Below are 12,623 nucleotides of genomic sequence, written 5' to 3'. Positions count from 1 at the left end.
GGCCTCGTCGACTTTAGGGAATCTTATTGGGCCGGTGTATTTCCGGCGATCGCGGTGTTCGGCCTCGGCATGACCATCACCGTTCCGCCATTGACATCGACGGTGATGGCCTCGGTCGACAAAATCCGTGCCGGCATCGCTTCGGGCGTCAACAACGCGGTCGCCCGGATCGCCGGCCTGCTTGCCGTCGCGGCGCTCGGCGCCGTGTTGTTTGGAAGCTTTTCGCGTCATTTCGGCGGCGCACCCGGGCAAACCAACCAGGCGCTGAATGCGGTGCTGGCCGGAACGGCCGGCGTCGCCGAAAGCGCCATCGCCGCGTTCGACCGTGCGCTGCGCACGGTGTTGCGGGTGACGGCGCTCTGCGCGGCGCTTGGCGGCATCGTGGGCTGGCTGTGGATCCGCCCGACCACCTCGGAGCGATCCGCCAAGACGCCCTCGGCGTCGCGCATTGGCTGAGATTGCGCGCACGGATATACGGATATGATATAATGAATGACTTGGAGGAGCCGATGCATCCCGCCGCAAATGTGCAGTTCGAACGCGTCGTGCGCGAATTCGCCCGGTGGCGCGCGGTTCCGCAAGATCAGAGATCGCAGGCGCCGGCATGGTGGTGGGGCCCGGCATTCGAGGTGCTCGGCGTCGAGCAGCCGATGGCGCCCGACTGGTGCGCACGCATGGAACTGCCCGTCGGCTCGTCTTTCGCCGATGGCGCGCAGGTGTTGCTCGATTCGCTCGCCGGCCAGACGTCATTGCCGTGGCCCGGCGATTTTCCGGGCCATGCAAGGGATCCCGTTCCCGCGTAACGGAAGCCAAAATCGCGGCGGCGCCGGCTGCCCCCCGCGATTTTCGATATCTTGCCACTTGCCCTCAAGCCATCGCTTTGAGACCATGGCTGCGACAACAAGCAAGACCCGCTCCCGCGCGGGCTTTGAGCCGAGGAAACCCCATGCCGATGGTGCAGGCCGACCGTCTCACGCGCATTGGCGCGGCGCTGCTCAGGGCTGCCGGAGCGTCGGACGAGGAGGCTAATGCCGTGGCGCTCGGCTGCGTCAACGCCAACCTCGCCGGCCATGACTCCCACGGGGTGATCGCGATCCCGACCTATATCGACCGCATCAAGGTCGGACATATCGTGCCCGGCGCGAAGTGGACCATCGTGCAGGAGACGCCGACCACGACCGTGATCGACGGCCACTGGGGTTTTGGTTTCCATGTCAACGCCAAGGCGATGGCGCTGACGATCGAGAAGGCGAAGACCGCCAATGTCGCGGCTTGCACGGTGTTCCGTCAAAGCCATGTCGGACGGCTTGCCGCCTACCCAATGATGGCGATGCGGGAGGGCATGATCGGGCTTGCCACCGCCGATTCCGGCCGCTCGCCAAAACACGTCGCGCCGTTCGGCGGCCGCGAGGCGCGGCTCGGCACCAATCCGATCTCGATCGCCGTACCGTCGGACCTCGAGGCGCCGTTCTATCTGGACATGGCGACATCAGCGGTCGCCGCCGGAAAGATCCAGCTCGCGGCCGCGCGCGGCGAGGAAATTCCACCCGGCTGGATCGTCGACAGCGAGGGGCGGCAGACCACCGATCCCAAACAATTCCGCAAGGGTGGCGCACTGCTGCCGCTCGGCGGCACCGAAGGCTACAAGGGGTCTGGCCTCGCCGCGATGGTCGAAGTCCTCTGCGGGCTGTTGACGGGCCTGGGGTTTGGCGTCGAGCCCACCGGGCGGCACAATGACGGATGTTTCATGGCGGTGTTCAACGTCGCCGCGTTCCGCCCGCTGAAGGATTTCAAGAAAGAGGTCGCCGAATTCGCGCGATATCTCAAGGCGACGCCGCCCTCCGAAGGCTCGACCGGCGTATTCTATCCGGGCGAGGTCGAATATATCCGGGAACAGCAGCGCAAGGCGCACGGCATCGACGTCGAAGACGCGACCTGGGACAAATTGCGTGGGCTGGCCGGCGAATACAAATTGGCCGACGAACTCGATCTGGCGTGACGTCGCATTCGGCAGGCCACAGGGAGAGCAACATGACGCGGCAAATGGTGATGGTCGGCTTCCTGCAGGCGCAGAACTGCACCAACCTGCCAAGCTCATGGCGCCATCCGGAGTCGCGCGACGATTCGATGACGGCGGACTACTACCAGGAGATCGGCCGGATCCTGGAATCCGGAAAATTCCACATGGGGTTTTTCGACGACCGGCTGGCGATGCCGGATCGTTACGGCGACGATCACGCCCACACCGTCGAATACGGCATCCGTTGCGTGAAGATGGATCCCGTCATCGTGCTGACGGCGATGGGAATGGCGACCGAAAAGCTCGGCCTCGCCTCGACCTGCTCCACCACCTATTACGAGCCGTTCGATGTCGCCCGCCGCTTCGCCACCCTCGACCTGATGACCGGCGGCCGCGCCGCCTGGAACGTGGTCACCTCGGTCAACGACGGCGAAGCCCACAATATGGGCAAGGACGCCCATCTCGATCACGACTTCCGTTACGACCGCGCCGACGAATTCATGGAAGTGGTGCTCGGCCACTGGGACAGCTGGGAGGACGGCTCGCTCCTGATGGACAAAAAAAGCGGCCGCTTCGCCGATCCGAGCAAGGTGAAACGCCTCGATCACAAGGGGCAATTCTTCAAGTCGCGCGGGCCGTTTACGGTGCCGCGCTCCAGCCAGGGCCATCCCGTCATCATCCAGGCGGGTGCTAGCGGCCGCGGCCAGCGTTTCGCGGGGCGATGGGGCGAAGTCATCTTCACGGCGGCGCGCAATCTTACAAACGCCAAACAGGGCTATGACGCGATCCGGAACGAGGCCGCCAAGGCCGGCCGCGATCCCGACCAGATGTTCCTCTGCAATCTGATCACGCCGGTATCCGGCGCGACAAAATCCCAGGCCGAGGACAAGATGGCGCTGATCGGAAAGCTGCCGCTGGAAATCGACGCGCTGTCGCTGTTGTCGGAAGGGCTGAACTACGATTTCGCCTCCAAGGGCATCGACGAGCCGCTGACCACGGAAGAGCTGCAGGGCATGCAGGGTATTCTCGGCATCCGCGACGGCGTGCTCAAAACCTCGGGCAAGACCAATCCCAGCGCGCGCGATTTTGTCACCTTCTCCGGCCGCGGCCAGACCGCGGACGCCATCGTCGGCGGGCCGAAGGAGATCGCGGACCGGCTGGAAGAGATGTTTGCAGGCCGCGGCTGCGACGGTTTTGTCATCGCAGCCACCTATGTGCCGGGGTCTTACGCCGATTTCGTGCGCTACGTCGTTCCCGAATTGCAGCGCCGCGGCTTGTTCCACAAGGACTACGCCGGCAAGACCTTGCGCGAAAATCTCGGGTTGCCGCGCCCGGCGGCCGGCGCATGGAAAAGCAAGCCGCAGGTCGCGGCGGAATAAAAAGGGAAATGACATGCGCTGGCTGAAATTCACTGCGAACGGACAGACCTCCTGGGGCATCCTCGAAAACGATCGCGTGACCGCGGTCAGCGGCGACCCCTTCGGCGAATGGCAGCGCACCCAGCGCTCGCATCCGCTCGGCGACGTCAGGATCGAACTGCCGGTGATGCCGCGCACCTTCTATTGCGTCGGGCTGAACTATCTCAAGCACCTCAAGGAAGCGGCCGACAAGGCCGGCACGGTCCCCAACATTCCGGACCGGCCCGAGATCGGCTACCGCGCCCAGAACGCGCTGATCGCGCATGACGAGAACGTCGTGATCCCGGCGAACGCTACCGAGAAAATCCACTACGAAGGCGAATTGGTGGTCGTGATCGGCAAGAAGGCAAAACACCTCGACGAGGCGAATGCGATGTCCTGCGTGTTCGGCTACACCATCGGCAACGATGTCAGCGAACGCACCTGGCAGAAGGCCGATCGGGGGCTGTGGCGCGCCAAGAATGCCGACACCTTCAAGCCGATGGGGCCGTGGATCGAGACCGAGGTCAGTCTCGACAAGATGGAGACCATCAACAAGGTCAACGGCAAGGAAACCGGCCGCTTCCACACCAACGACATGATCTTCGGCATCAAACCGTTCCTCGTCGAAATGACGAAATATTTCACGCTATGGCCGGGCGACGTGATCTGGATGGGCACCGACGGCGCTTCCCCCGATATCAAGAGTGGCGACGTGGTCGAAATCGAGATCACCGGCATCGGCACGCTTCGCAATAAATTCGTCAGGGAGACGCCGCCCGGAAGCAAGGCATGAGCCGTCACACCACCGCGCATCATTTCCTCGAAGGCCTGGTCGATCTCGGGGTCGACTACATCTTCGCCAATCTCGGCACCGACCACGTCTCGCTGATCGAGGAGCTGGCGCGCTGGGACAAGGAGGGGCGCAAGCATCCCGAAATTATTCTATGCCCGCACGAGGTCGTCGCCGTCCATATGGCCGGCGGCTACGCGCTGGCGACCGGTCGGGCCCAGGCGGTGCTGGTGCATGTCGATGCCGGAACCGCCAATGCCTGCATGGCGATCCAGAATCTGTTTCGCTACCGTCTGCCGGTGATGCTGTTCGCCGGGCGCGCGCCCCACACCCTGCACGGCGAATTGACGGGCTCGCGCGACGCCTATGTGCATTTCGTGCAGGACCCGTTCGATATCGCCAGCATCGTCAGGCCCTACGTCAAATGGGAATATTCGCTGCCCTCCGGCGTCGTGGTGAAGGAGGCCTTGGCGCGCGCCAACGCCTTCGCGCAGAGCGATCCGCCCGGCCCGGTCTACATGATGTTGCCGCGCGAGACGCTGGCGGAAGAATGGGATGACGCCGCGATGCCGGCCTATCCGCCGGCGCGCTATGGCAGCGTGCAATCGGGCGGCATCGAGCCGGCTCGGGTCGAGGCGATCGTGCAAGCCCTGATGGCGGCGGAGAACCCGATCGCGCTGACCGCCTATCTCGGCCGCAAGCCGCACGCCGTCGAAATCCTCGACCGCTTGGCGCGAACCTGCGGCATCCGGGTCGCGGAGTTCAATTCGATCGACCTCAACATGCCGCAGGATTCGCCGTGCTTTGCCGGCTTCGATCCGCTGCCCTTGCTGGAGCAAGCCGACCTCGGGCTGTTGCTCGATTCCGACGTGCCGTTCATTCCGCGCTACACCAAGCGCGCCAGCGCGATCAAATGGATTCAGGTCGACATCGATCCCTTGAAGGCGGAATTTCCGATGTGGGGATTTGCCACCGACATGCGCGTCCAGGGCGATTGCGCCATTGTGCTGCGGCAGGTGCTCGATGCCGTCGAGGCGCGCGCCGATGGCGCCTGGCGCCGGCGCGTCGCCGATCGCATCGCAAGCTGGAGCGACGCACGCGAGACGTCCGAAAAGCGCCGCGCGGCGGCAAGCGCCAACAAGGGCGTTTCGGGCGCACTCAGTCCGGCCTTCTTATTCGCAACGCTTGGCGCAAAACTGTCGCAGGACGATATCGTCATCAACGAAGCGATCCGCAACGGACCGATCCTGCAGGAGCACCTCAGGCGCACCCGGCCCGCAAGCTATGTGGGACTGGCCGGCGGCGGCCTTGGTTTCTCCGGCGGCATGGCACTGGGGCTGAAGCTGGCGCAGGGCGATCGCCGTATCGTGCAGGTGATCGGCGATGGCGGCTTTCATTTCTCCTCGCCCGACAGCGTCTATGCGGTGGCGCAGCAATATCAGCTTCCGGTGCTGACGGTGGTCGTGGACAATGGCGGCTGGCAGGCGGTGAAATCGGCGGTGCAGCGGGTCTATCCGAAGGGCATCGCGGCCGAGACCGACCAGTTCCAGTCGCGACTGACGTCGGGCCGTCAGGGCGAGGCGCGGGGCTTTTCGGAAGTTGCCAAGGCGTTCGGCGCCCACGGCGAACGCGTCAGCGAGCCGGACGGGCTTGCGGACGCCATCGACCGCTGCCTCGCAGCGCTCGATGACGGCAAGGCCGCCGTGCTGCACGTTCACGTCACGCGGCTCTGAGGAGCGACCATGACCACGTCCTGCCGACACTACCTGATCGGCGCCTACCTCGCATTGACCGTCCTGACGGCGAGTTCGGCGCGCGCCCAGGAAGACCCGTCGAAATACCCGACGCGGGCCGTCCACATCATCGTCGGATTCGCGGCCGGCGGCGGCAACGACATCATCGCGCGCATCTTTGCGCAGAAGATGCAGGAAGGCCTCGGCCAACCCGTGATCGTCGAGAACAAGCCCGGGGCCGGGGCGATCACCGCGACCGAATACGTCGCGAAATCCGCACCCGACGGCTACACGCTGTTGATGAGCGCCAGCGGCCTGTCGATCAATCCCGCTGTCTACGCCAAGCTGCCTTATGATGCGGTGGGGGATTTTACCGCCGTCTCCGAACTCGGCTCCTACCCGCTGATCGTGATCGTCAACGCGGCCTCGCCGATCAAATCGGTCGCGGAGCTCGTGGCCTACGCCAAGGCCAATCCCGACAAGATGAATTATGCAAGTTCGTCGGCTTCGTTTCAGCTGGTGACCGAACTGTTCAAGCAGAAGACCGGCGCGCCGATGCAGGTCATTCCCTACAAGAGCTCGACCGAGGCGGTGATGGCCGTGGTTTCGGACCAGGTCACCATGACGATCGCGGACGCCGGTCCCGTCTCCAGCCAGGTGAAGGCGGCAACGGTGCGGGCACTCGCCGTCACCTCACCGAGGCGAATGGAGGACCTGCCCGACGTGCCGACGCTGAAGGAAGCCGGCGTCGACGTCGACGCGGTCTTGTGGAGCGGCATTTTTGCACCAAAGGCCACGCCGCCCGCGGTCGTGAACAAGCTCGAGCGCGAGTTGATGCGGGTCGCGAGGCTCCCCGACATCGTTGCGCGGCTGAAGCTGATCGGGATCGACGCCGTCGGCAACACGTCGGACGAATTCGCCAAAATCCTCGCCGCCGATATCGCCCGGTGGGGCGCGGTCGCCAAGGCCGCCAACATCAAGATGGAACAGTAGCGCGGGATGGGATCAGGCCGGGGCGCGACGACGGACCATTTTCTCATGCCCGGAAGCGAGCCAGCACCGGGTTTGCCGGTCGAGGCCTTCTACTTTGCATGGGGTCGTTTTGCGATTTTTTGCCGGCACACCGGAACGGCCGTCATCGAGTCATTTGGCGAGGTGCCGATCGAAGAATGCGGTGATCTCTTCGAACGCCTCCTTGGTTTCGGGAGCGGTCGGGTCGAAGAGATATTGCGCGTGAGAAAAGCCCTCGAACACCTGCAGATAGGCCTCGACGCCGGCCTCCCGCAGTTTTCGATGGGTACGGACGGTGTTCGACAGAAACAGGTCCCGCGTTCCCGTGGTCAGGATCGCGGGCGGGAAGCCATGGAAGTCGCCGTAAATCGGCGAGAGCTGCGGGTCCTTCATGTCGTGGCCGTTGGCATATAGCGCGGCGGCGTGGCTCAGGTAACCGCTGTAGCTGACGAGCACATTGTCCAGCCACTCGTTGGTCTTGTAGCTGTCTCCGGTCTCGGTGAGGTCGGACCATGGCGTGCCGGGTGCGATGGCGGCCGGCAGCGCCAGGCCTTCCTGCTTGGCGCGCAGGATCATCGCCAGCGTCATGCCACCGCCGGTCGATGTCCCGACGATGGCCATGCGGCTTGGGTCCTGCATGGTGAGCGCGGCCTTCCAGACCGCCATCGCATCGTCCATCGCGGCCGGATAAGGCGCGTCCGGCGGCATGCGGTAGTCGAACTCGATCACCTTGTAGCCGCCGTACGCAGCCATCAGCATGGCTTCGGCGGTACCCGCCTCGCCGGGACCGTAAACATAGCCGCCGCCGTGAACGTTGATGATGAGCTGGTTCCTGTGCGCGTCCGGGATGATCCTGGGCGTGAACACGAACCCTTTGACGCCGCCTATCACGGTCGGCTCCATCGTCACGCCGAGCGTCTCCCGGGCCTTCGCCAGCACGGGGAGCGATGCATCGGCGAGTTTCTTGACCAGCGCGCGCCATTCTTCCGCCGAACCGGGATTGGCGTTCCATGCCGGCCTGCGGTATGGCGCGGCAACCAGCGCCTGCGCGGCCGGGCCGATGTCCTGCGGCACGGGCACGATCCTGGCCGGCAATGTGCGCGCACCCGGCGCGGCGTTGGCGGCATTCTGTGACGGTTCGAGAACGGAAAAGTCGGGCGACTGCGCCAATGCACCTGTCGTCATTGCAAGGGCCGAGGCCACCGTCACCAGGCGCACAATTCGCAACATGCTCTCCCCCTCAACCCTGTCTTCTACGACCTCTTGCGGTCGTGGACATCCTGGCTTCAATAAAACGCAACGAGGATGCCTTGGCAATACGCTCAAATGAGCTCGAAGCGCTCGCAGGAGCGCAACATCAAGATCGAGCAGTAGCGCCGGTCGGCTTCGGCGAGATCAGCCCGGCGATGACGGTCGCGACCGCGGCGACGACGACATTGAGCACCAGCGCGCCGAGCCCGACATAGAAGACATAATGCGCGCCGCCGAGATCGATCGACGCGAGCGGCTTCAGGCCATTGCTCCACGCCGTCCACGATCCCCACAAGATTCCCGCCGCCCAGCCGACCAAGAGTCCTTCCGAGCGGAACCAGCGCGTGAACAGCCCGAACACCAGCGCCGGAAAGGTCTGCAGGATCCAGAGGCCGCCGAGCAGCTGCAGGTCGAGCGCATATTGCACCGGCAGGAACAATATGAAGGCGAGCGCGCCGAGCTTGACGACGAGCGAGGCGATCTTGGCCACCGCCGCCTCGCCGGCATGGCTGATCCCGGGGTCGACATAGGATTTCCAGACATTGCGGGTGAACAGGTTCGCGGCGCCGATGCTCATGACCGCGGCCGGCACCAGCGCGCCGATCGCGATCGCCGCGAACGCAAAGCCCGCAAACCATGAGGAGAACAGCGCCTTGAACAGCTCGGGCACCACGTCGTTGGGCGATGTCACCTTGATATGCGCGGCATAGGCCATGTAGCCGAGCAGCGCGATCAGGCCGAGCAACAGCGTATAGGCCGGCAGCAGGATCGCGTTCTTGCGGATGGTGTCGGCGGATTTCGAGGCGAACACGCCGGTCAAGGTGTGCGGATACATGAACGCCGCCAGCGCCGAGCCCAGCGCAAGCGTCGCATAGGGCAGTATCTGCGAAGGCTTCAAGATCAGCCCGGTGTCGCCGCCCTTGGCCGCGAACGCATCACTGGCGGCCGAGAATACCGCGCCGTAGCCGCCGAGCTGCGCCGGCACCACGATCACCGCCACCAGCACCACGATATAGATCATGATGTCCTTGACGAAGGCGATCAGCGCCGGCGCGCGCAAGCCGGAGCTATAGGTGTAGAGCGCAAGGATGATGAAGGCGGCGATGATCGGCAGGTCGCCGGTCAGGCCCATCGCCTTGATGGTTACCCCCATGCCGATCAGCTGCAGCGCGATATAGGGCATGGTCGCGACCATGCCGGTCAGCGCCACCGCGAGCTCGAGCCCGCGCGAACCGTAAGTGCCATGGACCACGTCGGCGGCGGTGACGTAGCCATTGGCCTGCGCCACCTTCCACAATAGCGGCATCACCGCGAACACGAAGGGATAGACGATGATGGTGTAGGGCAGCGCGAAGAAGCCGTAGGCGCCGACCGCATAGACCAGCGCCGGCACCGCGATCACGGTGTAGGCGGTATAGAAATCGCCGCCGATCAGGAACCAGGTGATCCAGATGCCGAACTGCCGTCCGCCGAGCCCCCATTCGTCGAGATGCGCGCTGACCGGGCCGGCCTTCCAGCGCGCGGCCAGAAATCCCATCACGGTGACGAGCAGAAAGAAGAACAGGAAAACCGCAAGAGCTACCCAGTCGATCTGGTTGGCCATGGCTCAAAGCCTCGTCAGAAATCTGCCATCGGGAAATTACGGGGCGTCGTCGCGCGGGCGCGCACGATGGACCAGCCAGATCAGCACCGAGGTGATCGGCACCCATGCAAGCTGATACCAATAGAAAAATGGAAAGCCGAACAGCGCCGGCTCCTGGAAATTATAGAACGGCACCCACAGCAGCCCGACGAACGGCGCGAGCAACAGGATCCGCATCGGTGACCTCCGGCTCTGGCCGGCGACTTCGCCGGCGTTCCCTCGAAGGAACAATCTGGGGGATGAATTGTCGCGGCGCCAGCCGATTTTCCGATGTTGCAATGCGATGATCGGAACGCAATTGCGTGATCGCGTGCACAAACACCTTGGCGCCGCGGACGATGTCTCGCCGCGGCGCCAACGAAGACAAGGCGCAGGCTCCGCCCCGCGCGGAATACGCCGGTTATTTCACGATCTCGGAGCCGACCTTGCAGATGGCGGCGTCCTGATCACCGGTGCCGCCGCTGCAGCCGACCGCGCCGATCAGCTTACCGCCCTCGACCAGCGGATACCCGCCGGGGCTCGCGACCAGGCCGGGATCGAGCGTGCTGACATAGCCATGGCCGCCTTCAAACACGTTGTAGAACACCCGCGACTCCCGCCGGAAGCGGGCTGAGGTGCGGGCCTTGCCGATTGAGATCGGACCGGATGCGATCTGCGCGCCTTCCATCCGCTCGAACATGACGATCTCGCCATTGGTGTCGACCACGGCGATGTTCATCTTCCAGTTCCGCTTCTTGGCCTCGGCTTCAGCCGCGGCCACCACCTGCTTGGCCCGCTCCAGCCCGATCGATTGGCCATAGGGAATATCGAACGGCATCGCATCAGGCGTGCCGCCCGCCGCGGGCTGCGCCGGCGGCGTTGCCGGGGTTGGCGTCTGTGCAACGGCCGCCGGACTCAGGAACGCCAGGGCCGAAGCCGCCAGAATCGTCGAAACGATAAAACGCATACTAACCTCCCAGTTGAAGTTCTTATTTGTTGCAAGTCATCGAATACAAACATTTACATCGGCGGCGTCAAGCCATCCTTGCCGTAGGTGATGCGCGGGGTCTGCAGGGTGCCATCCGCTTGCTTCTTCGCGGCGGCGACAAAGATCTTGGTCCCGGGCTTGAGGTCGCTGCTGTCCCCGTTGACGAAAGTCACCACCGCGGTCTCCGGCGTCACCATCACCTTCTTCTCACCATCCTTGTATTTGACTGAGAGCACCGGTCCATCCACCCCGGCAACGGTCTGCTCGACATTGGCGTTGGTCATCTTGGTGTTCGGCTTGAGATCCCAATCGTAATGGCCTTCGCCGACGCCACGCATTGATTCCGGAAAGATGTGCACCTCGATGGCCTTCTGGCTGCCGTCGGGCTGGGTCACGCCCGTCGACCCCACATACATGCCAGGCTTGATGTCGGCCATCGTCGACTTCACGATCGCGACGAACAGCGGCTTGTCGGTGACCGTCAGCTTCAACTCCGCGCCGTCGCGGTTCTTGACGACGTATACCGGGCCGTCGACCTTTTCGATGGTGCCGCGAATACGGACGGTGTCCTGGGCCGAAGCCGGCACGATCACGTAGACAAGAGCAAAGCTAAGGGCTGCCAGAACGCGCTGGATCATGCCGGACATAGTGGTACTCCTCGAGTTAACGGCTCACGGCGCAGCGTTTGATGCTGCGGATGCCTCCCCTGCAACCCCTCGGGCCTTGTAATATTCCGAAACAAATCGATCTCTGGAGAACGGCCAAAGGCGCCCGCTAGTCTTCCTTGACGCCCGCGTCCCGGATCACCTTGCGCCAGCGTTCCTCCTCGCTGCTAAAGTAGCGATCCAGCTCCTCCGGCGGACTCGCGACCATCACAAGACCCTCGTTGACGGCGAGCTTTTTGAAGACCTCCGATTGAACCGCTGCTGCGGCCGACTTGTTGAGGCGATCGATGACGTCTTTTGGCGTCTTAGCCGGCGCAAACAGGCCGTACCAACTCTCGGCCTCATAGCCGGGAACGCCGGCCTCGGCGACAGTCGGCAGATCGGGAAACGCGGGCGAGCGTTGCGCCGAGGTTACGGCGAGCGCACGCAGCTGTCCGGCCTGGATCAACGATGCGGCGCTGGCCACCGTCGTGAACATCACCTGGATCTGGCCGCCGATCAGGTCGGTAATCCCGGGCGCCGCGCCCTTGTAGGGTACCGTCGTCAGATCGACCTTGGCGAGGTTCTTGAAAAGTTCGCCCGCCAGATGCGCCGAAGTGCCGGTGCCATAGGTGCCGTACGATAGTTTCCCAGGATCGGCCTTCGCCGCCGCGATCAGGTCGGCGATCGATCTGATCGGAGATTTGGGATTGACCACGACGATATTGAAGGACCGCGCCACCAGCGCGACCGCTGCGAAATCCTTGTGCGGATCGTAGGGCAGGCTCGCCTTGAGGCTTGGATTGACGGCATTGGCAAAGGTCCCCATCAAGAGCGTGTAGCCGTCCGGCTCGCTGGTCGCCACCGCCTGGGTGCCGATGATGGTCCCCGCGCCCGGCTTGTTCTCGACGACGACGGAGACACCCAGATCCTTCGCCAGCTCCTGCGCCAGCGTGCGCGCCACCACATCGGTGCCGCCGCCCGGAGCAAAGGGAACGACGATCCGGACGATCCTGTCGGGATAACCGGCCAGCGCGGGACTAACCGAAAATGCCGAGAGCCAGAATGCTGCAAGCGCGAACAGAACGGAGGCGGTTTTTGTCTTTGGCCCAAACGGCATGCGCATCCACTCACAATTGAAGTTTTCACTGAAGTCTCCGACTGC

The 12,623-nt window shown here is 63.9% G+C and carries 12 protein-coding genes and 1 pseudogene; 7 read left to right on the top strand and 6 right to left on the bottom strand.

What is annotated here, in order from left to right; all coding sequences use genetic code 11:
- From VK804_RS19730 to VK804_RS19700, 7 genes and pseudogenes are all read left to right on the top strand, one after another.
- Positions 1-456: pseudogene (locus tag VK804_RS19730) on the top strand (hypothetical protein); the annotation flags it as partial.
- A gap of 32 nt (positions 457-488) precedes the next feature.
- Positions 489-803 (top strand): hypothetical protein, encoded by a 315-nt coding sequence (locus tag VK804_RS19725; protein ID WP_325373318.1) that lies wholly within the window; start codon positions 489-491, stop codon positions 801-803.
- Positions 804-946: 143 nt separating this feature from the next.
- Positions 947-1,999 (top strand): Ldh family oxidoreductase, encoded by a 1,053-nt coding sequence (locus VK804_RS19720; RefSeq protein ID WP_325373317.1) that lies wholly within the window; start codon positions 947-949, stop codon positions 1,997-1,999.
- 32 nt (positions 2,000-2,031) lie between these two features.
- The gene (locus VK804_RS19715) at positions 2,032-3,399 is read left to right on the top strand and encodes an LLM class flavin-dependent oxidoreductase (protein ID WP_325373316.1); all 1,368 of its coding nucleotides are present in this window, start codon (positions 2,032-2,034) and stop codon (positions 3,397-3,399) included.
- Between the two features lie 13 nt (positions 3,400-3,412).
- Positions 3,413-4,213: a fumarylacetoacetate hydrolase family protein gene (locus VK804_RS19710; RefSeq protein ID WP_325373315.1), complete on the top strand. Its 801-nt coding sequence runs from the start codon at positions 3,413-3,415 to the stop codon at positions 4,211-4,213.
- Positions 4,210-5,943 carry a thiamine pyrophosphate-requiring protein gene (locus VK804_RS19705; protein ID WP_325373314.1) on the top strand — a complete coding sequence of 578 codons (1,734 nt, stop codon included), beginning with the start codon at positions 4,210-4,212 and terminating at the stop codon, positions 5,941-5,943. The genes VK804_RS19710 and VK804_RS19705 overlap by 4 nt, the downstream gene beginning before the upstream one ends.
- 9 nt (positions 5,944-5,952) lie before the next feature.
- Entirely contained in the window at positions 5,953-6,936 is a 984-nt protein-coding gene (locus VK804_RS19700) for a tripartite tricarboxylate transporter substrate binding protein (RefSeq protein ID WP_325373312.1), read from the top strand.
- 150 nt (positions 6,937-7,086) lie between these two features.
- On the opposite strand, the gene VK804_RS19695 is transcribed toward VK804_RS19700, so the two are convergent.
- The 6 genes from VK804_RS19695 to VK804_RS19670 form a co-directional block, all read right to left on the bottom strand.
- A complete protein-coding gene (locus VK804_RS19695) occupies positions 7,087-8,184 on the bottom strand; it encodes an alpha/beta hydrolase (protein WP_325373311.1) in 1,098 nt (365 codons plus the stop codon).
- Between the two features lie 127 nt (positions 8,185-8,311).
- Entirely contained in the window at positions 8,312-9,808 is a 1,497-nt protein-coding gene (mctP, locus tag VK804_RS19690; protein WP_325373310.1) for a monocarboxylate uptake permease MctP, read from the bottom strand.
- A gap of 36 nt (positions 9,809-9,844) precedes the next feature.
- A complete protein-coding gene (locus tag VK804_RS19685) occupies positions 9,845-10,024 on the bottom strand; it encodes a DUF3311 domain-containing protein (protein ID WP_325373308.1) in 180 nt (59 codons plus the stop codon).
- 223 nt (positions 10,025-10,247) lie between these two features.
- The gene (locus tag VK804_RS19680) at positions 10,248-10,793 is read right to left on the bottom strand and encodes a heme-binding protein (RefSeq protein ID WP_325373307.1); all 546 of its coding nucleotides are present in this window, start codon (positions 10,791-10,793) and stop codon (positions 10,248-10,250) included.
- A gap of 53 nt (positions 10,794-10,846) precedes the next feature.
- Positions 10,847-11,461 carry a hypothetical protein gene (locus VK804_RS19675; protein WP_325373305.1) on the bottom strand — a complete coding sequence of 205 codons (615 nt, stop codon included), beginning with the start codon at positions 11,459-11,461 and terminating at the stop codon, positions 10,847-10,849.
- Positions 11,462-11,588: 127 nt separating this feature from the next.
- A complete protein-coding gene (locus tag VK804_RS19670) occupies positions 11,589-12,578 on the bottom strand; it encodes a tripartite tricarboxylate transporter substrate binding protein (RefSeq protein WP_325373303.1) in 990 nt (329 codons plus the stop codon).
- Positions 12,579-12,623: the final 45 nt, after the last annotated feature.

This window comes from Bradyrhizobium sp., assembly GCF_035484855.1.
Taxonomy (GTDB): domain Bacteria; phylum Pseudomonadota; class Alphaproteobacteria; order Rhizobiales; family Xanthobacteraceae; genus Bradyrhizobium.
Note: the sequence above shows the minus strand (reverse complement) of the source record. Positions and strands in the feature narration are given on the sequence as shown.

What these genes read in the sequence shown, in the direction of transcription:
- VK804_RS19700 (WP_325373312.1), top strand. Translation starts at nt 5,953, where the DNA reads ATGACCACGTCCTGCCGACACTACCTGATCGGCGCCTACCTCGCATTG.
- VK804_RS19675 (WP_325373305.1), bottom strand. Translation starts at nt 11,461, where the DNA reads ATGTCCGGCATGATCCAGCGCGTTCTGGCAGCCCTTAGCTTTGCTCTT.
- VK804_RS19680 (WP_325373307.1), bottom strand. Translation starts at nt 10,793, where the DNA reads ATGCGTTTTATCGTTTCGACGATTCTGGCGGCTTCGGCCCTGGCGTTC.
- mctP (WP_325373310.1), bottom strand. Translation starts at nt 9,808, where the DNA reads ATGGCCAACCAGATCGACTGGGTAGCTCTTGCGGTTTTCCTGTTCTTC.
- VK804_RS19720 (WP_325373317.1), top strand. Translation starts at nt 947, where the DNA reads ATGCCGATGGTGCAGGCCGACCGTCTCACGCGCATTGGCGCGGCGCTG.
- VK804_RS19725 (WP_325373318.1), top strand. Translation starts at nt 489, where the DNA reads ATGAATGACTTGGAGGAGCCGATGCATCCCGCCGCAAATGTGCAGTTC.
- VK804_RS19715 (WP_325373316.1), top strand. Translation starts at nt 2,032, where the DNA reads ATGACGCGGCAAATGGTGATGGTCGGCTTCCTGCAGGCGCAGAACTGC.
- VK804_RS19705 (WP_325373314.1), top strand. Translation starts at nt 4,210, where the DNA reads ATGAGCCGTCACACCACCGCGCATCATTTCCTCGAAGGCCTGGTCGAT.
- VK804_RS19670 (WP_325373303.1), bottom strand. Translation starts at nt 12,578, where the DNA reads ATGCCGTTTGGGCCAAAGACAAAAACCGCCTCCGTTCTGTTCGCGCTT.
- VK804_RS19685 (WP_325373308.1), bottom strand. Translation starts at nt 10,024, where the DNA reads ATGCGGATCCTGTTGCTCGCGCCGTTCGTCGGGCTGCTGTGGGTGCCG.
- VK804_RS19695 (WP_325373311.1), bottom strand. Translation starts at nt 8,184, where the DNA reads ATGTTGCGAATTGTGCGCCTGGTGACGGTGGCCTCGGCCCTTGCAATG.
- VK804_RS19710 (WP_325373315.1), top strand. Translation starts at nt 3,413, where the DNA reads ATGCGCTGGCTGAAATTCACTGCGAACGGACAGACCTCCTGGGGCATC.